General features: G+C 39.4%; 22 protein-coding genes. 7 read left to right on the top strand and 15 right to left on the bottom strand.

Annotation, left to right across the window (positions count from 1 at the left end):
* Positions 1 to 26: 26 nt before the first annotated feature.
* Positions 27 to 2333, top strand: a complete 2307-nt coding sequence (locus L8T27_RS04755) for a UvrD-helicase domain-containing protein (protein ID WP_237940972.1) — start codon at positions 27 to 29, stop codon at positions 2331 to 2333.
* Positions 2334 to 2368: 35 nt separating this feature from the next.
* On the opposite strand, the gene spoVIF is transcribed toward L8T27_RS04755, so the two are convergent.
* The 7 genes from spoVIF to L8T27_RS04720 all read right to left on the bottom strand — a co-directional run bounded on the left by spoVIF (position 2369) and on the right by L8T27_RS04720 (position 6093).
* On the bottom strand, positions 2369 to 2623 hold the full coding sequence (spoVIF, locus tag L8T27_RS04750; protein ID WP_233316749.1) for a sporulation-specific transcription regulator SpoVIF: 255 nt from the start codon (positions 2621 to 2623) through the stop codon (positions 2369 to 2371).
* 135 nt (positions 2624 to 2758) lie between these two features.
* Positions 2759 to 2884 carry a YjcZ family sporulation protein gene (locus L8T27_RS04745; RefSeq protein ID WP_233316748.1) on the bottom strand — a complete coding sequence of 42 codons (126 nt, stop codon included), beginning with the start codon at positions 2882 to 2884 and terminating at the stop codon, positions 2759 to 2761.
* Positions 2885 to 3010: 126 nt separating this feature from the next.
* Positions 3011 to 3367 (bottom strand): stage V sporulation protein AE, encoded by a 357-nt coding sequence (gene spoVAE, locus L8T27_RS04740; RefSeq protein WP_233316747.1) that lies wholly within the window; start codon positions 3365 to 3367, stop codon positions 3011 to 3013.
* A gap of 17 nt (positions 3368 to 3384) precedes the next feature.
* On the bottom strand, positions 3385 to 4398 hold the full coding sequence (gene spoVAD, locus L8T27_RS04735) for a stage V sporulation protein AD (RefSeq protein WP_237940969.1): 1014 nt from the start codon (positions 4396 to 4398) through the stop codon (positions 3385 to 3387).
* Positions 4399 to 4872: a stage V sporulation protein AC gene (gene spoVAC / locus L8T27_RS04730; protein ID WP_233316745.1), complete on the bottom strand. Its 474-nt coding sequence runs from the start codon at positions 4870 to 4872 to the stop codon at positions 4399 to 4401.
* A gap of 13 nt (positions 4873 to 4885) precedes the next feature.
* Complete coding sequence (locus L8T27_RS04725) at positions 4886 to 5362, bottom strand: sporulation protein (RefSeq protein WP_233316744.1); 477 nt, start codon at positions 5360 to 5362, stop codon at positions 4886 to 4888.
* A gap of 377 nt (positions 5363 to 5739) precedes the next feature.
* Entirely contained in the window at positions 5740 to 6093 is a 354-nt protein-coding gene (locus tag L8T27_RS04720) for a DUF1360 domain-containing protein (RefSeq protein ID WP_237940967.1), read from the bottom strand.
* Positions 6094 to 6304: 211 nt separating this feature from the next.
* Here L8T27_RS04720 and L8T27_RS04715 point away from each other — a divergent pair, with 211 nt between their 5' ends.
* On the top strand, positions 6305 to 6802 hold the full coding sequence (locus tag L8T27_RS04715) for a CotY/CotZ family spore coat protein (RefSeq protein ID WP_233316742.1): 498 nt from the start codon (positions 6305 to 6307) through the stop codon (positions 6800 to 6802).
* 285 nt (positions 6803 to 7087) lie between these two features.
* Here L8T27_RS04715 and L8T27_RS04710 read toward each other — a convergent pair whose 3' ends face one another.
* The 4 genes from L8T27_RS04710 to mgtE all read right to left on the bottom strand — a co-directional run bounded on the left by L8T27_RS04710 (position 7088) and on the right by mgtE (position 11957).
* Positions 7088 to 7609, bottom strand: a complete 522-nt coding sequence (locus tag L8T27_RS04710) for a CotO family spore coat protein (protein WP_233316741.1) — start codon at positions 7607 to 7609, stop codon at positions 7088 to 7090.
* Positions 7610 to 7809: 200 nt separating this feature from the next.
* Positions 7810 to 8583: an enoyl-ACP reductase FabI gene (gene fabI / locus L8T27_RS04705; RefSeq protein WP_237940965.1), complete on the bottom strand. Its 774-nt coding sequence runs from the start codon at positions 8581 to 8583 to the stop codon at positions 7810 to 7812.
* Between the two features lie 118 nt (positions 8584 to 8701).
* Positions 8702 to 10552 (bottom strand): monovalent cation:proton antiporter family protein, encoded by a 1851-nt coding sequence (locus L8T27_RS04700; RefSeq protein WP_237940963.1) that lies wholly within the window; start codon positions 10550 to 10552, stop codon positions 8702 to 8704.
* A 43-nt stretch (positions 10553 to 10595) separates the two neighbouring features.
* Complete coding sequence (mgtE, locus tag L8T27_RS04695) at positions 10596 to 11957, bottom strand: magnesium transporter (RefSeq protein WP_396953797.1); 1362 nt, start codon at positions 11955 to 11957, stop codon at positions 10596 to 10598.
* Between the two features lie 247 nt (positions 11958 to 12204).
* On the opposite strand from mgtE, the gene prpE reads away from it, so the two are divergent.
* On the top strand, positions 12205 to 12942 hold the full coding sequence (prpE, locus tag L8T27_RS04690; RefSeq protein WP_237940961.1) for a bis(5'-nucleosyl)-tetraphosphatase PrpE: 738 nt from the start codon (positions 12205 to 12207) through the stop codon (positions 12940 to 12942).
* Positions 12943 to 13242: 300 nt separating this feature from the next.
* Here the strand turns inward: prpE and L8T27_RS04685 are convergent, their stop codons facing one another.
* From L8T27_RS04685 to L8T27_RS04670, 4 genes are read right to left on the bottom strand one after another with little or no spacing between them, the layout of a single operon-like run.
* Positions 13243 to 14187 carry an RluA family pseudouridine synthase gene (locus L8T27_RS04685; RefSeq protein WP_411229524.1) on the bottom strand — a complete coding sequence of 315 codons (945 nt, stop codon included), beginning with the start codon at positions 14185 to 14187 and terminating at the stop codon, positions 13243 to 13245.
* Positions 14165 to 14959: an NAD kinase gene (locus tag L8T27_RS04680; RefSeq protein WP_233316735.1), complete on the bottom strand. Its 795-nt coding sequence runs from the start codon at positions 14957 to 14959 to the stop codon at positions 14165 to 14167. Before L8T27_RS04680 ends, L8T27_RS04685 begins: the two co-directional genes overlap by 23 nt.
* A gap of 32 nt (positions 14960 to 14991) precedes the next feature.
* Positions 14992 to 15624, bottom strand: coding sequence for a GTP diphosphokinase (gene yjbM, locus L8T27_RS04675; RefSeq protein WP_245399842.1), 633 nt, complete (start codon positions 15622 to 15624; stop codon positions 14992 to 14994).
* Between the two features lie 52 nt (positions 15625 to 15676).
* Positions 15677 to 16045 carry a UPF0738 family protein gene (locus L8T27_RS04670; protein ID WP_233316733.1) on the bottom strand — a complete coding sequence of 123 codons (369 nt, stop codon included), beginning with the start codon at positions 16043 to 16045 and terminating at the stop codon, positions 15677 to 15679.
* Between the two features lie 156 nt (positions 16046 to 16201).
* On the opposite strand from L8T27_RS04670, the gene L8T27_RS04665 reads away from it, so the two are divergent.
* From L8T27_RS04665 to L8T27_RS04650, 4 genes are all read left to right on the top strand, one after another.
* On the top strand, positions 16202 to 16786 hold the full coding sequence (locus tag L8T27_RS04665) for a CYTH domain-containing protein (protein WP_233316808.1): 585 nt from the start codon (positions 16202 to 16204) through the stop codon (positions 16784 to 16786).
* A 38-nt stretch (positions 16787 to 16824) separates the two neighbouring features.
* Positions 16825 to 17484, top strand: coding sequence for a lytic transglycosylase domain-containing protein (locus tag L8T27_RS04660; RefSeq protein WP_237940958.1), 660 nt, complete (start codon positions 16825 to 16827; stop codon positions 17482 to 17484).
* 272 nt (positions 17485 to 17756) lie between these two features.
* A complete protein-coding gene (locus L8T27_RS04655) occupies positions 17757 to 18140 on the top strand; it encodes a globin domain-containing protein (protein WP_233316732.1) in 384 nt (127 codons plus the stop codon).
* An 18-nt stretch (positions 18141 to 18158) separates the two neighbouring features.
* A complete protein-coding gene (locus L8T27_RS04650; RefSeq protein WP_233316731.1) occupies positions 18159 to 19034 on the top strand; it encodes a ClpXP adapter SpxH family protein in 876 nt (291 codons plus the stop codon).
* Positions 19035 to 19066 lie beyond the last annotated feature (32 nt).

Here is a 19066-nt window from a genome sequence, read left to right as displayed (position 1 = left end):
GTATTGTATGAAAATGAGGTTTAACTATGGAAACAGCCTACTATTATGATAGATTGATACATTTATATGCTGATACGAGAAGCGACTGGCAGACTTGGCATGAAGCTGGAAAAAAAGGCCTTCTTGCTTGCTCAGTCTGCGGTGAGGCTGTAAAGCTTTATTTGGGTATTAAAGCAAAACCGCATTTTTACCATGCTTCCACTTCAGAGCCTTGCCAGCAAAATATTACTCCAGCTGTCAGTGAAGCAGCTGCTGCTGTTGAATATGAAGAAAGAAACGGATTTCGTTTTCCTAAATCTCGAAGCATTTCAACACCGATTGAAGAAATTAGCTTTAAACAGCCTAAAATCATCCAAACTGTTACAGATACTGCTGCTAAGGTGAGCAGACCTGATTATAACGCGCCAGACAGTTATCTTCATGCTCTTTCCCTTAGTGGCGTCAAGCTTGATGAATCCCAATGCAATGCCGTCACAACAGATGAGGAAGCAGTATTGGTTGTTGCAGGTGCCGGAAGCGGAAAAACACGAGTTCTGACGGCGAGAACTGCCTATCTCATCCATGAGAAGAAAATTGATCCTGCCTCCATCATGCTAGTAACATTTACGAGCAAAGCTGCATTAGAAATGAAAGAACGGCTTATGAAGTATCCTGACATGACCAAAACGGTAATCAGCCGGATTGTTTCAGGGACCTTCCACAGTATCCTGTATCAAATACTCCTTTTTCACGAACCAAATAAATGGAAAAGGACCAATTTGCTGAGCAGCAACTGGCAGAAAGAATTAATCCTAAAAGAAATTGGCACAGAATTAGGAATTGATATGAAAGAATTCCCATATGATGCTGCCCTTCAATTGATTGGAGCATGGAAGAATTCTTTGCAATTTCCAAATGAAATTAAGCCTGCTTCTGATTGGGAAGAGAAGGTATTGCCACTTTACAAAAAATATGAAGAGACAAAGCATAACAAAGGCCAATATGATTTTGACGATATGCTTGTCGGCGGATATTACTTTTTCCTTGAAAATCCTAAAATACTTGAAACATACCAAAACAGATTTTCCTATTTCCTGCTAGACGAATTTCAAGACATTAATAAAGTCCAGTATGAATGGATAAAATTGATGTCCCAACGAGCGAAAAGTATTTATGCAGTTGGAGATGATGATCAGGCTATTTATGCATTTCGAGGCAGTGACCCGAAATACCTGCTGGATTATGAAAAGGACTTTAAAAACGCCAAAATTATTTATCTGAAGAATAATTACCGCTCTACTAATGAAATTGTATCATCAGCAAATGATATTATAAAAGCAAACAAAAACAGACGTCCCAAAAAAATGGCTGCGACCTATACTGGACAAAATCCCCTCCTCTTCTATCCTTATGATGAAGAGGAAGAAGCAACAATGATAGTCACAGACATATTAGAAAAAATTCAAAAAGGGGCAGAACCGACGGACTTCGCCATTCTGTTTAGAACTAATACAAACAGCAGGGCAATGTTTGAAAGACTGTCTTCCTCAAGTCTTCCATTTAGACTCGAGCAGGATTCTGGTTCCTTTTACAGCCGCTTTATCGTCAAAAGCATGATTGCTTACTTAAAGCTTGCTGTTGACCCAGATGATCAGCATGCTGTTAACAGTTTGCTGCCGACATTATTTCTCAAGAAAAGTGTGCTTCAAGACTTAAAAGCATTAAGTATTTTGGAAGATTGCAGCCTGGCTGACGGATTCGCAAAAATTAAAACCGGATTTGCCTTTCAGGAATCGAGACTAAAAAAAATTCCAGACGCTCTGAAAAAACTAAAATCAACTCCCCCTTTAGAGGCCATTGCCTTTATTGAAAAAGAACTCGGCTTCCAAGAGTTCATTAAAAAACGGGGAAATGAAGGAAATCAATGGGATAAAGGCTCTGACGATCTTCGAGATCTTAAAGTTGTCGCTAAAAAGTTTGGCACCATTGCTGAATTTGTTGCCTATACAGACCATATGATTGCCATGAACGCAGAACTGAAAAAACAATATAAAGATACAAAAAATGCAATCAGCCTGACAACCATTCATCGTGCCAAAGGACTTGAATATAAAATCGTCTATATTCTAGGCGGTGTTGACGGTTCCCTTCCTCACGATTATGCATTGGAAGCCTTCCGAAATGGCGACAATCTGCCTATGGAAGAAGAAAGGCGACTATTATATGTTGCGATGACAAGATCAATGGCAGAGCTGTATGTATCCATTCCGATGCACTTGAGGGGAAGAAAAGCAAAAGCATCCCGGTTCTTATCTGCTTTAAGACTGGCACCAATACACAAGAATAAAGAATAAAAGGGTAACCTTTAGACAAGAGGTTACCCGCCAAATCACTTTTTATTAATCATCTTGGATAGTGTGTTGAAATCAAGCTGTTTCCCATCCTTAACAATGGATTGAACAATTTTGTCCTCTGTTTCTTTAGGAACAGGTTTGCCAGCGATTTGGGATACTCGGCGAATGACCCCTCTTACTGTGTTTTCATCTTTGAAGTTTGCATTTTGTAATGAATTAGCCAGGTCAAAAATGTCTTTCATATTCACACCTGTTTTTGATTCTATATTCTTAAAGAAGTTGTTATTCATACCTGTATTTCCTCCTTCTTGAGCTACTTTACATAGTATGTAGGTAAAAGTAAAAGGTGAAAATTTTCAGTTAAAAAAATTAAAAAGGATAGGCTTTCCCATGGAAAGCCTATCCTTTCGTTCATTTACTAATTATTAAGCGTAGAAGCTAGCTCCAACAATAATCAATAGAATGAAAAGTACAACGATCAAAGCAAATGAAGAACCATAACCGCCGCCGCTATAGCCGCCGCCTCCATATCCATATCCGCCGAAACACATACACCTTCACCTCACTTCTCCTTTATTCTTTAATAGCATATGGAAATTGAGGTATTGTGTATAGGCAAGCTCCTAAGCTATGTGAATTTGTACGATTGACTATTAGCGGATGAAACGGAAGAATTCTTAACCCTTTGGTTTAAAAATTAAAGCGCCAATAAAACCGAAGACGATTGCGGCTGAAATTCCTGAGCTGGTAACCTCAAACATTCCTGTGAGTACCCCAATTAACCCATGTGTCTCTGCTTCTTGCATAGCACCATGAACCAGTGCGTTACCGAAGCTCGTAATAGGAATAGTTGCACCAGCACCGGCAAAGTCGGCAAACGGCTCATACAGACCTAGTCCATCTAATATAGCACCTGCCACAACTAAAGTCGTTAAAGTATGTGCTGGTGTACGCTTGGCCACATCAAACATTAGCTGGCCAATTACACAAATCAAGCCTCCTATTACAAATGCCCAAAAAAACATTGGCAGCATACTCAATTTCCTCCCTTCTATATTTCGATTGATACTGCATGAGCAATACATGGAATAGATTCTCCCTGCTGAACCGTAAGCGGAGATAACAATGCACCTGTCGCCACGACAAGTATCCGCTTATAAACACCTCTTTTCATTTCGTTCAACAAGTGACCGTATAATACAGTCGCAGAACATCCAGGACCGCTAGCGCCTGATTGGACTGGCTGATCAGCTTTATAGATAAGTAAACCGCAGTCATTAAATTTATTTTTATCAATATGAATTCCTTTTTCCTCAAGAAGTGCGAGTGCAGAATCTCTGCCAATTTTACCCAAATCACCAGTAACAATTAAATCATAATGAGATGCATCAACACCTAAGTCATTGAAATGGGCACAAATAGTATCAGCAGCAGCTGGAGCCATTGCCCCGCCCATATTAAATGGATCAATTAAACCCATATCCATTACTCTTCCTATTGTTGCTGACGTCGTGTACGGGCAATTTTCATGCGTTCCGTCATTTTCTGTTAACAAAGCAACGCCTGCGCCTGTGACAGTCCATTGTGCTGTCGGCGGCTTTTGACCGCCATATTCTGTTGGATAGCGGAACTGCTTTTCAACAGCTGCGTTATGGCTCGAAGCACCTGTAAGGATATTCTTAGCACCTTTGTAGTTGATTATAAAAGAAGACATTGCCAGCCCCTCCATCGAGGTAGAACAAGCGCCAAACAAGCCGAAATAAGGCACTTTCAGGTCACGGGCAGCAAAGCTGGTTGGTGTGATTTGATTGATAAGGTCGCCTGCAATAAAAAATTGGGCATCCTCTGCAGACAGTCCGCTTTTTTTTAAAGCAGTCTCTGTTGCTTCCTCCAAAAGCACTCTATGCGCTTGCTCATAAGATGTCTTGCCCATCCATAAGTCTTCATGCAAAATATCAAAATCCTTCGCTAAGTTTCCGTTCCCTTCAAATGGACCGCCTGCTACACCTGTAGACTGTATGACAGGATGATTGTCAAAAAGCCATGACTGTTTTCCTTTAAGCAATTACATAACCCCCCTGGCCATTAGAATAAGCGTTTTAATTAAAGCAACAACAAAGGCAGCAAAGACACCAAATAAAATAACGGAGCCTGCTAATTTGAAGATATTTCCTCCTACACCTAATACAAAGCCTTCGGTCCGATGCTCTATTGCCGCAGAAATAATGCTGTTCCCGAACCCTGAAACCGGCACTGCACTTCCAGCTCCGGCAAACTGGCCAAGCCGGTCATAAATGCCAAATCCGGTGAGCAGCATAGACAGGAATATGATTGTGGCACTTGTAGGGTTTCCGGAAGTTTGCTCTGTAAAGTGGAAAAAATAAATATACATAAAAGACAGCAGCTGTCCGAGCATACAAATAAAGCCTCCGACAAAAAAAGCCTTTATGCAGTTCTTTACTACTGGTCTTTTCGTTTCGTATTTTTTCTCTAATTGTTCATACTGTTTTTGCTGTGGTGTTTTCTTTTTCTTCGCCATTAATACCTTCTCCTTATGTTAGTTCATTGGTGAGATTGATTATTTGCTTAAGCCGCTTATCCGCATTTTTTTCACTGTAATCGGCATTCTTCATCTTATCCCCAAGCCTTATCGCTTCTAGAAATATCTTATAGTCACTTGATACAGTGAATGTATGGTCGGGAAACTTATCACTTAAGATTTTGTTCAAGTCACTCTCAATGCCCTTCATTCTAAACCTGGACATATGCTTTACTTTATAAGCAACCAGAATTTCCTTTTGGCCTTTAATCACCGCTACGTCATAGATGGATTTAACCGAACTTGCTTCATCTTTTACTTGACGCACTAATATTTGTTCAAGCTGATCTGGATTTTTGGTAACTGTTAATGGAGCAGGATCAACCCTTTTGAATAAAGCGGTCCGGCTGGAAGGAGATGATTCTTCACAACCGGCCAGAAGAAAGCACATGAAAATAAAAAATACAAAAAAACGTTTTTGATGTGTCATATTTGTCCCTTCCTATGTAAAAGATGTATGTTTTTCCTTTGTTTATTTTTTTCGTTTTTACTGTTTTTTATGAAAAAAAAAAGGAAGCATACAGCCCCAATTTTTGTAAAGACAAAAAAAAGAACGGCAGATCCGCTCTTCTTTCTTGGCTTTTAGCCATTTGTTTTAACTTTTTTCCCACAGCCGCAGCCTTTCTTTTTCACCTTTTTTTTCCGGGAAATAGCAGCAGGTGCTTCTTCTTTTTTTGTCAGTTTTTTCATCATTACAAGCACTCCCGTTTTTTTAGAATGACATTAGAATATGTCTACCATATTGTATGAGGCTCTTTTTGTCTATGTGTAAACAACTAGCCTAAATATAGAAAATGAATTTCAATGTTATTCCGTCAATTTCTGCACGATAGCCTCGATTATAGAAGCAGCCCCTGCAATGGCAAGTATCAGTACAACTGGTGTGCAAATGCTTGGAAGGAAATAATACAATAGGACAAGAAAGCCAGTTGACCAAACTCCAGTACACCAATAACAGCTAATCAATTCCCCTAAAAAGCCTCTAACCAAACCGTCCTTTGGAACATAATATATCTCATCTTCACCATTTTCATTTTTTTCAAGCTTTTCATCAAGCACTAACATGCGAAGGAATTCCGTTATGCGGTCAAACACTAATAATCTAGTCAGGCGAAATGTGGCTAACACTAACAGCAGCAGTTCTATCCACTCTATATTCACTTTTATTACCCTCCTCTATACACACACTAATATGAAGAAAGCAGTCTTTCAGTGCCTATTTTCATGACAGACATCTAAACACACTTGGAAATTTGGGCATATGCCTAAATTTCAAGAAAAAAGGCGTTTGTCCGTAACCCATAACGGTCTTTGGCAATATGTTAGTAGTGTAGTATCACAAAGAAAGAAACAAACAAGGAGGAAATCAATTATGGGTTGTGGAAAAAAAGATGATGTTTTCGGTACTTCTAGCTGTGTTTGCGAAGTGGTTCGCGCCATTAAAGATATTCAAGATAGTGCAGAAGACAACTGCGAATGTGAAACAAACTGCTTTTCTGAGCCACTAGGTTCACTTGTTTCCCCAACAAAACGCAGTAAAGCAGATACTCGTGTATTTGTTCTAAAAACAGCTGACGGATCACCTTTCCATGCTTTCTTCAGAGGAGATGACTGTGCATGTGTGTCTATCTTCTTCCGCGTAGAAGATGTGTTTGACAACTGCTGTGCAGTATTGAGAGTGCTTGCACCAATTACTAACACTCACTCTGGCAGAGAAACACTTGATATCACAGGACCAAAAGGCATTGACCTTGGCAAAGTCTGTGAAGTGGATGGATTCCGTCGCACAAGCGACTGCATTACAGTTGACTTGAAATGCTTCTGTGCCGTACAATGCATTGCTGACGTTGATTTAGACATCTGTGATTAATATAAGCGTAATTTACACCCTACAACCAGTCATTTTATATGGCTGGTTGTTTATTTTTTTTGCAATATAGGAAACTTCATCTTATCTTACTTCGGAGGTGAGAGTGTTGATAAAGATTTTCCACAAAGCAAATCATTCTACGCAAATTGCTCTTGTTGCCTATTCCCTATTATTACTGGTAATAGGTGCTGGCTCCCTTTTCTTTAATTCCCTAGACTAAAGAAAGCTACATAAGTGCAAAAAAAAACGCACTTTTAACAGTGCGTTTTTTTCCTGAGCCGATGCTTAAATACCGACCATTCTAACATCTGTAATTTTCTTCGTAAAAAGGGAGATTTCCTCGCCATCCATCAACTTTACTGACACTTTCTTGTCATCTTTGCCAGTTATAAATCCTCTTATTTGCTGGTTTTCTTCAACCGTTAGGATACATGCAACAGGAGGAAGCTGTTTCGGAAAGTTAAAAAGATATGTCAGCCTTTCCTCTATCCCCATCTCCCTAAAGCTTTTCAGCCTGCGGAATGCAGGTTTCCGTTCTTGGCTTTCTTGTTGTTCCGCCTGCTCTACATTGTAGTCATGTATTTTATCCCGAACAGCCCCTGGAGACTCAATCATACCGATATGCTCTTTATCGGTTTGTTTTTCTGTTTTAGTTTTAGCAGCCTGCAATGCTGCGTTTTCTATTTCCTCTCTTCGCTTACGTGTTTGCGCTTTACGAGCAGAGAATGTGCTTTGCATGTTTTCAGCAGGAAAAGGAGTATGCTGAAACAAGAGAGGTGAAGCTTTTCTTGCTGTTTTTTTCCTCATAAAGTTAAAGTCACCTCCTAATACATAATATACAGCAGGTTTTTTTGCCTACTTCATCTTAATCTATGCTGGGGCATGCTTTAATGTTAATCAAGGAGTTTGTGTCAGGTATTTCTTTAAAAAAGATATTCATCATGGTGCTGCTCTATTCTGCAAAACAAAAAACGCTGACCCATTTTAGGTCAGCGCTTATTTATTGCTTATGAAATAATATGGAAGCCTGAATCTACGTGGATGTTTTCGCCTGTAATTCCTCTTGCCATATCACTGAACAAGAATACAGCCGTATCTCCCACTTCATCAGGTGTTGTTGTTCTTCTTAGCGGTGAGCGTTCTTCAATCTCTTTCAAGATTGAGTTAAAGTCACTGATACCTTTTGCAGAAAGTGTGCGAATCGGACCTGCTGAAATAGAGTTAACACGGATGCCGTCCTTGCCTAAATCAGATGCTAAATAACGGACACTTGCATCAAGTGAAGCTTTTGCAACACCCATAACATTATAGTTTCTAATAGCACGTTCTCCACCAAGATATGTTAATGTAACAATGCTTCCGCCTTCTGTCATCAAACCTTTAGCTTCCTTCGCTACAGCAGTCAAAGAATAAGAGCTGATATTATGCGCAAGCAAGAAGCCTTCTCTTGTTGTATTCATGTAATCCCCTTGCAATTCTTCCTTGTTTGCAAAAGCGATGCAATGAGCAATTCCATGAAAAGTTCCAACTTCGTTTTTGATCGTTTGGAAGCACTGTGCGATATCCTGGTCATTCGTAACATCACATGGCAAAACGATGCTGTCACTTGCTTCAAGTGTTGCTACAAGATCACGAACACTTTTCTCCAGTCTTTCTCCAGCATATGTGAATACTAGACGGGCACCTGCTTTATGAAGAGATGTAGCAATCCCCCATGCAATGCTTCTTTTGTTCGCAACACCCATTACAACATAGGTTTTGCCCTTTAATGAAAAGCTCATAATTTATCCTCCTAAATTATATTACAAGTTATTAGTACCTAGTACTAATTTTACTATACTATCTTCAAAAAGAAAAGTGCTGTTACCGTAGTCATTTGGCTTATTTTTCCGTTGCCACTTAGTACTCACGTTCTAGGTTTCTTTTCAGCTCCCTGACATATTCTTCAGAACCAGTTACAATTAAATGGTCATGTAGCTGCAGCTCGGTGTCTCCATGGGGAATAACGGAATCTCTTCCACGGAAAATTCGTACAAAAATAACATCTCCAGTGAACGGGAACTTTCTTAATGTCATTCCCTCAAACCCCTTGTTCCTAATTGTAATTTCATGTAAAGATGTTTCATTATTCCCTAACAAAGCAAGGATGCTCGGAGATTGAATCATCGCTTTTAGCAGTGCTTTAGTTGATGTAAAGGATGAAAACACTTCAATTCCTTCCTGTTGCAAAGAGGCCTCTTTATCGAGATCTTCCATTCTGCAAATAACCCTATCAATCCCTGCCTGCTTTAATAAAAGACTCATTCTTTCATTCTCACTGCTATCGCCAGTAGAAACTACTACAATGTCCGCTGCCGAAATGTTTGTAGCCTTGATAACTTCCTCGGTATAATTGTCCAGCTCTGTGATTTCAAACAGAGAATCTGCAATTTGCAGATCATGTTTTTCTTGTTTTTTATGATAGAATTCCACCTTATAGTAAGGGGATTTTAACTCTTGGTATAGCTGCATAGTAATCTGATTCACACCGATGATTGAAATATTTACTGCCCTTTCTCCTGCTGTTTCCTTTGGGAAAAGTTTTTTGAAAACAATCGGTGTGATAATACAGGAAATAATTGCTACAAGAATAAATATCCCGCTCATCTGCGAGGTTATTATATTCATTCTTTCCCCAATCGCTGCAGCTGCAATTACTAGAGACAATGTCGATGTTAATAAAAACCCTGATGCTACTATTGTCCTGTTATCATACCATTTTTTCAAATAGTAAATAGGCAGCATCTTGCTTGCTAGCAAAGCAAGCAATAAGAGCGGTATAAATAAAAGAAGCATAGGATCTGTAAATAGTGACCATAAATCCATGTCAACACCAATCATTACAAAAAATATCGGAATTAAAAAGCCATAGCCAAAGGAATCTAATTGATGCACAAGCTCTTCATTCGGGGACAAGAGCGACACAAGCACCCCTGCTAAGAAAGCACCAAGAATATTTTCTGCACCGACAGTTTCAGACAGCGCTACTAAGAAAATAATTAATGCGAACACTGCCCTTGTTCCGATTTGCACTGTTCCTCTTGACATCGAATCTGAAGTGTTTTTGTTTTTGAAGCGTCTGCCTGCAAAATATAATAACACCCCTGCTGCAAATAGGATTAGTAACAGCCAAGTGTTACCGCCGCTTTCATGAATCGAAGCAAAAACTGCCAGCAATATCATTGTCGCTAAATCAGCAATGACTGCTATAAGCAGGATGATTTGCCCTATTGCCGTTTTCATGATATTTGCTTCTTTTAATGTTGGCACAACCACACCAAGTGAAATAGTAGAAATGATGATAGTCATTAAGAAAATACTATCTACAAAGCCTGCAAGGACAAATAGATAACTCAAAATAACCGATAACGCAAAAATAGCGGCAAAGATGATGACAGATGTTGAGAACGGCTTCGGTTCAAGCCTCCCATTCGGCAGTGTCTCTCTTTTTTTATTGCTGGAAAAAGATTTAAAATCTATCTCCAGCCCGCTTAAGAACATTAGAAAAATAAAGCCTAATGTTGATAAAGTCTCCAGCCAAGTATCCTGCTCGACAAGATTAAAACCGCTTTTTCCAATAATAAGCCCCATGATAATTTCTGCAACCACGACAGGAATAACATTTAGCTTTAGGCGGTGCAAAATAATCGGTGTCAATAATGCCACAATGATTACAATCATTAAGGACATTACAGAAGCGCCGTGTTCCATTTTATTTCCTCCTTGATAACTGCTTTTTTCTTTCTAAAATAACTTAACTGGTCAACAATCCCATAAACATCGTTGCCATTCCAAAATAAATGAGGATACTGATAATATCATTTAAAGTTGTAATAAATGGTCCAGATGCAACGGCAGGATCAATTTTTAATTTATTCATCAATAGAGGGATTATAGAACCTGCAATTGTCGCTACAATTAGTGTTCCTAAAATAGATGCACCAACTAAAAGCCCTAAAAAAATATTGCCTTTCCAAATATAAACGACCAATGTTACAAGTATTCCACAGACTCCACCTGTTATTAGTCCTGTTCCCGCTTCGCGCATGATCAGCTTGAACTTGCTTTCCTTCTCCAGGTTTCCTGTCGCAATGCCCCGCACTGCAACTGCGAGTGCCTGTGTCCCCGTGTTTCCTGCCATCCCTGCAATCAAGGGAATGAAAACAGCAAGGATAGAAACCTTGTTTAACGTCTCCTCAAACCTGCCGATTAAGCTTGCCGTAAACATTCCTAAGAACAACAGGATAATCAGCCACGGCAATCGTTTTTTTGCAGCAGAAACGGGATGTTGATCAACATAGTCCATATTAGAAACAGCCGCAAGCTTTGAATAATCATCAGTTGCTTCTTCCTCCAATACATCGACAATGTCATCAATCGTGATGATGCCGAGCAGCCTCCCTTGAAAATCAATGACAGGCAATGCAAGAAAGTCATAATCCCGCATCTTCCTTGCTGCTTCCTCACGGGTTTGAGTGACAGAAACAGAGTAGATACTGTCATTCATAATGTCAGCAATCACTGTACTGTCATCACTTACGATTAAATTCCTTAAGGATACTACTCCGACAAGATGCTTCTGTTCATCCACCACATAAATATAGTAAATTGTCTCCGCATTAGGTGCTTCCGCTTTAAGCAAGGCCATTGCAGCATGAACTGTCATATGAGAATACAGGCTGACATATTCAAGTGTCATGATGCTCCCTGCAGTTTCCTCCTCATAATCCATTAGTGCCTTGACATTGCTTGCCTCTTCAAGCGGCATAAGGGCGATATAACTAAGTGCTTGCTGCTTTTCCAAAGCGATGAGGATATCTGCTGCATCATCTGCTGACATATGTGTGAATATGTCAGCCACATAGGAAGGCAGCAGTCTTGCAAACAGCTCCTGGTAATCATGGTCTTCCATATCGAGATGCTCAAATAACTCTGCAATCTCCTCAGGTGATAAAAAATGAAATACACTCTCTTGTTCTACTTTCTCCAATTCCTTAAAAAATGAAGCTTGATCATATGGATGCAGCTCTAAAAATGCTTCTCTGAATGTTTGTAAGTTTTCATTTTGTAAAGAATGGAGGATTTCTTCTAGTTTTTCTTCATAGCTGCTCGTTATCTCTTTCAAAACATACTCCTTTCAAAAGTTTCTCTCTATACTAACAAATCTCTTAGAGTTTGTCGTCCATCTCACTAATTTCCAATAAAAAAATTATGATACCTTTACAAACAACCTAAAGGAAACAGGAGACAGCTAATATATATTCCCCATTCTTTTACATGTAAAACTTTAGATTGTGACCTTATAATATTTTGTTTCCCTACAAAAGATAATTGGTACGAAGGATTGAATTGGGAGGACAAATATGAAACTGGATATTATCGGTGATATACACGGCTGTTATGAAGAACTGCAAGCATTAACAGAAAAGCTTGGCTATACATGGGATTTAGGCTATCCCGTTCATCAAGAGAACAGATTGCTTGCCTTTGTCGGGGATTTAACAGACAGAGGTCCTAACTCTCTGCGTGTAATAGAGGTTGTTTGCACACTTATTGAAAAAAAACTTGGATATTATGTGCCAGGAAATCACTGCAACAAGCTTTACCGTTATTTTTTAGGAAGAAAGGTGCAAATTAAGCATGGATTGGAAACAACAGTAGAAGAATTGGAGAGCTTGAAAAAAAAGGACAGGGAAATTATCAAAAACAAGTTCATGAAGCTGTATGATCATTCTCCTTTATACCATGTACTTGATGGTGGAAAGTTAGTTATTGCCCATGCAGGGATTAAGGAAGATTATATTGGCAAGCATTCTGAGAAGGTAAAAACATTCGTTCTTTATGGTGATATTACGGGAGAAAGCCATCCTGACGGTTCACCAGTCCGCCGGGATTGGGCTAAATCTTATACAGGAAAAGTAGCGATTGTCTACGGACATACTCCTGTTAAAGAGGTGCGTGCCATTAACAATACTTATAATATTGATACAGGAGCTGTTTTTGGTGGACATTTATCCGCACTAAGCTACCCTGAAATGACTGTTCAATCGGTTTCTTCTGCAATGCCTTATATAGCAGAGAAATTCCGGACATTTGATTAGCATAAATAAAGGGGATGGCACAACAAAATAAGCCTATCTAAACAAGAATAATAAAATTTCATCTAACTTTGAAACAATAAAAATAGAATATGGCTTTAAAATTAGTTCGTTTCATTGCACTCTCGTCCCACTTGCTTTCCGCGGGGAGGAAGCTGAGCCTCTATTTCCCGCAGGAGTCGAGTGTCCTCCGCTCCATTCCACTAAGATTATTTATTATTTTATTTAAACGAAAACATAAAAAACCAAACTTTTTATCAATAAATAATAAAAATAGTTCGGTTTTTATGCAAATTTACATATTTATGTCCCAGCCTGGTTATTTAATGTAAATAACCTTTTCATATCCTCAGGAAGGCTGACGGAAAATTCCATTTCCTGCTGTGTGATTGGATGGATAAAGGCAAGTCTTGAGCAGTGCAGCGCCTGCCTTCCTAACTTATGGCGTGAACCGCCATATAAATCATCTCCAATTAATGGATGGCTTATATAAGACATATGTACACGAATCTGATGTGTTCTGCCAGTCTCTAAAGACAGCTCAACAGCGGCAAAATCAGACAGCTGAGTTAGCACGTTGTAATGAGTAATGGCTGTCTGCCCGTCCTCTCTTACTTCCCTTTTAATGATGCTGTCTCCACACCTGCCGATAGGCGCATTGATGGTGCCGCTCTTATTGGAGAACAGCCCTTCTGCTAACGCTGTATAATGTCGTTTGACCAAGCGGGCCTTCTGTTGTTCACTCAAAAGATGATGAACATGACGATGCTTCGCAATAAGGACCATCCCCGATGTATCTCTATCAAGCCTCGTGACAATATGTGTTGTTGCTGCAATGCCTTTTTTCACATAGTAGCCGAAAACAGCATTCGCAAGGCTGCCGGAAGGGTGCTCTCTTGAAGGAATGGTGTTCATCCCGCTCGGCTTTTCCACGATAAGAAGATAGTCATCTTCATATATAATATTCAGCGGTATTTCTTCGGGAAGCAAGCCCTCACTCGGCTTCTCAACAGGGAATAATACTGAAATCCGATCGCCTCTTTTCACCATATAACGGACATTCTGCTCCACCTCATTGACAGTAATCCTGCCGCCCTTGAACTTGATATCCGTCAGAGCAGACTTAGAGATGGACCTTTCTTTCAGAAACTCCTTCAGCATTATCTTCCCGTCTTCTTCCATAACCCAGTCTAGCTTAAATGTCACATGCCTTGCACTCCTAATTCTATTCTGAGATGAAAGAGTCATGAACCCTTTTCCAGAAAGGGAATGACCGATATCTCGCAAACCGTATTTTTTCTTCGGCAACTCGATAATGAATCGATTTAACCTTTTTATGCAATAATGTCAAATGATCGATGGAGATACGAAAATCAGGCTCATTGACAGGTCTCAGCACACAAGTATGATGCTCAGGAATGATGAGCGGTGAGCCGACTGTCCGGAAAACACGGTTATTAATAGAAGCCATTTCAGCCAATTGAATGGCTCTGATAGACGGGTGCAGCAGCGCTCCCCCTAAAGCCTTATTGTACGCCGTGCTGCCGGAAGGAGTAGATACACATAGTCCATCTCCTCTAAACCGTTCAAAATGCTCTCCTCTGATTTCTACATCCATAACAAATGTGCCGTCAATGCTTTTTACAGTAGATTCATTCAAGGCAAGATATCGTGTTTCCTTATCTTCATCCTGATACTGAACAGTCACTTCAAGCAATGGATATTCGACTACACTGTATGGTGTTTTAGCAATAGCAATAACAAGCTTTTCAATTTCATCAGGCGTCCAGTCTGCATAAAAGCCGAGATGGCCTGTGTGAACACCGACAAATGCGGTTTTATCCAAGCGGCTGCTGTAGCGGTGGAATGCATATAAAAGCGTGCCGTCACCGCCGACTGAAATGACGATATCTGGCTCTTCCTCCTCATACTCCAGCTCAAAATCCAATAAATATTGCTTTAACCGCTGTACTAAATTATCCGACTTTGAATCACCTTTTGAGGTTACGGCAAATTTCATTTTCGATTAGCTCCTCTTTGAAATGATTTCCATCATTTTTTCCTGTCTTTCTGCTCCTTTTTTCGATTGAAAAAGGCTTGTGCTTCCTGAATCTCCCCTCGGATCAGCGACATTTCCTTATCCAGGCGGAATGCAGCTTCGGCAGCTCCTTGAAGTCTCATTTGGATGTCCTTCGGGAATTGCCCTTTATATTTATAGTTAAGCGAATGTTCAATCGTTGCCCAAAAGTTCATGGCAAGCGTCCTAATCTGTATTTCCATCAGGAGTTTTTTCTCTCCGTTGATTGTTTGCACCGGATAGCTAATAACGACATGATAGGAACGGTAGCCGCTCTCTTTTCGGTGGAGAATATAGTCTCTTTCCTCCACAATTTCAAAATCATTGCGAGCCCTTAATAATTCTACTACTCTTATAATATCGTCCACAAACGGACACATCATACGCAAGCCGGCAATATCCTGCATTTCTGTTCCTAATTTGTCTAAAGGTATACCCTTTTCATTGGCCTTATCAAGAATGCTTGCAATCGGCTTTACTCTTCCTGTGACAAATTCAATCGGAGAATGCTCCTCTTCATGCTCAAACTGTCTCCTCATGCCCTTTAACTTAACTTTCAGTTCATCAACCGCTTGTTTATAAGGGGCTAAAAATTGCTCCCACTGCATATATAACACCCCATTTTAAATAGGTTTCTTCTATTATGTACGTCGGTTTATATTATGAAAAAACGGCTGTTACACTAGCCTCCATCTCTTCTCCATAATTGCCGTTGCCTTCAATATTATCAATTAAGTATTCCATTTCCTCTTTCCATTCAGCCAATTCAAGGTTATTCTGTCCGTTTGACAAATACACCGGTAATTCGGCCTCTAAGCCTTTCTTTAAGCTCGGCCAAATATCTTTGCCGAGTACAATATATACGTACTGATCCCCTTTTTCAGCTAAATATATAAAGGCGAAAGCGTCAGAATCAACTAAGATCTGCCCCTTTGCAGAAAGCTCGTTAACCGGATAGCTTTCTTCCACTTTCAAGATTAAATTAGATTCAGTCATTTCTGCGTTTAGCACTTGTAGTTTTTCTTTCATTTTTTCACCCTCCAACTATGCACTATTTTACCACATTGGATAAATTTATCCTAAACATTGCAGTCAGAAACAAACAAAGAGATAATATCTATTAGAACCTTGCCTTAAGACCGTTTAAGGCATAAAAGTTAAACAGTCGGGAAAGGAATTTGGATGATGGAGAAAAACATTGAAATAGAATTTAAAAATATGCTGACTAAAGAAGAATACACCAATTTGCTTGAACATTATCAAGTCAAAGAAAATGAGTTATTTAAACAAGAAAACCATTATTTTGACACGGCAGATTTCGCCTTGAAAGAACGCAGCTCTGCACTGCGAATCCGCAAAAAACAGGCTGGCTACGAGTTGACGTTAAAGCAGCCCCATGAGGACGGGCTGCTTGAAACGAACAAGCAGCTGTCTGCAGAAGCTGGCGAGGAAATGATTCAGACAGGCCGAATTTTGGATGAACAGTTTGCAGCACTTTTGCTGGCCTTAGGTATTGCACCAGAAAAGATTCATTATTTTGGTTCTCTCACTACTATCCGAGCAGAAAAAGAAACTGGAAATGGTTTACTAGTTTTCGATCACAGTTTTTATTTAAATATAGAAGATTATGAGTTAGAATATGAAGTAAGCGATAGAAAAGAAGGACAGGCATATTTCCAACAGCTCCTTCAATCCTTTCAAATACCTGTAAGAAAGACCAAAAATAAAGTTAGAAGATTTTACGAGCAAAAATATAAGAACGGAATTTAAATAGATAACTCAGTTTACCAGTCATATGGAGGAACTACATGAAAATAGATCAATTAAAAGTTTTATTTGAATTGCAAGCATTACAGAACATGTCAACTGCAGGAACTGCTGACAGCTCTTCTTCAAATAATTTATTTCAAGAACTGCTCGGCAGTTTTTCATCGAGCGGGACAGGTGCTGCTGACAGCATCATGCAGAATACACTAGGCAGCTACGCCGGCATTAGTAGTGCAGCCAGCTCAAATCTAATGCAGACAAGTGCAACAAGCTCCCTGCTTCCTATCAGCTTAACTAAATTAGCGAAAAGTGATTCGAGCAGCAATGGAGATTTTGATGATATTATTCAAAAGGCTGCTGCTAAATACGGTGTTCCTGAAAAACTGATCAGTTCTGTTATTAAAGTGGAATCCAACTTTAATCCAAACGCGACAAGCTATGCCGGCGCATCAGGCTTAATGCAATTGATGCCTGCAACTGCCAGAGGTTTGGGAGTTAATAACACTTATGATCCTGAGCAGAACATTATGGGAGGCACTAAGTACTTGAAGCAAATGCTTACAAAGTATGATGGCGATGTCAGCCTTGCTCTAGCTGCATATAATGCAGGACCAGGCAATGTAAACAAATATGGAGGAATTCCTCCATTTAAAGAAACACAAAACTATGTCGCAAAAGTGACACAGCATTATACAGCATAACAATTTTACTTGCAGGCCGACATTCACCGGCCTGCTTTCTTACACTTTTATCCGGTACTTGTTAGTGGATATTTTTTTATGAAAAAATGACGCTGTAAATTAAACAGGCATAAACCGGAAAATGTGATAATAAAGTTTTACAAGCTATTTATTTGTACAATGAAAAGACCATTGGTAAAATAGCATTAAGTGATTTTTTATCTTATAAAAAGGAATAATTCATATTCTTTTCCTTAAAGTCCTATTATTTCAAACAAAAAGGAGTTTTAAAGATGGTCAATAAAATGCCTACTCCATATGATGTTATTGGGGAAAAAACGCTTAGCAATCTTGTTGACGCATTTTATGAGCGTGTTGGCAAACACCCCGATTTAGCTCCTATCTTTCCAGATGATTTAACAGAAACTGCAAGAAAACAAAAGCAGTTTCTTACACAATATTTAGGAGGGCCGCAAATATACACAGAAGAACACGGCCATCCTATGCTTAGGGCCCGGCATTTGCCGTTTCCCATTACGGAAAAGCGTGCAAAAGCATGGCTGTCCTGTATGAGTGAAGCAATGGATGAAGTTGAGCTAGACGACTCCATTCGTGAAGGACTTTTTTCAAGACTTGCTTTGACAGCAAAACACATGATTAATTCGGAGGAAAACTAAAGATAAAGGTGATTAAACATGATTGAAAAAGATTTGTCTACATCCATCCCGAAAACAGCCGATGACAATTGCCCTGATAGCAAACCCCTTGAAATATACATGTTTGTCGATCCTTTATGTCCTGAATGTTGGGCTTTAGAGCCTATCATTAAAAAGCTTCAGATTGAATACGGCCAGTATTTTTCCTTAAAGCATGTTTTGAGCGGAAGATTAGCCACATTAAACATGAATAAAAAGAAGAAATACGAAAATATCGCTGAACTTTGGGAACAAACAGCGAGCAGAACAGGAATGTCATGCGACGGTTCGCTCTGGTTCGAAAATCCCATTGTCTCTCCATATTTGGCTTCAATCGCATTAAAAGCAGCTGAATTACAAGGCCGTAAATGCGGCATCCGTTTTTTAAGAAAACTGCAAGAAATGCTCTTTCTTGAAAAGCAAAATATTGCTACATTTGACGTGCTGAAAAATTGTGCGGCAAGCGTCGGCTTGGATGTTGTTGAGTTTATTTCCGATATTCACTCAACAAGTGCTGCGAAAGCTTTCCAATGCGATTTAAAAATTACTTCTGAAATGGAAGTTTCCGAAATCCCGACATTGGTTTTCTTTAACGAAAACATTGAGGAGGAAGGAATAAAGGTTACTGGCTATTATCCTTATGAGGTATATGTACAAATTATTGAAGAAATGCTTCAAATCGTCCCAGAAAAAGCAGATCCTCCCCCATTGGAATCTTTCTTAAAATGCTTTAACCTTGTTGCTTCTAAAGAGCTTTCCGTTGTTTATAACAAGTCTATCCAAGAGATGGAAAAGGAAATGAAAAAGCTGCAGCTTAAACAGTTAGTAGAGCAGATTCCTGCAAAGTATGGAATGTTTTGGAAATATATTGGATAAATAAATAAATGATGACATAAAAAAAGGGCTTG

The organism is Niallia sp. Man26 (assembly GCF_022049065.2).
Taxonomy (GTDB): Bacteria; Bacillota; Bacilli; order Bacillales; family Cytobacillaceae; genus Niallia.
The sequence above is the reverse complement of the archived record's forward strand: the minus strand, read 5'-3'. Positions and strand labels throughout refer to the sequence as shown.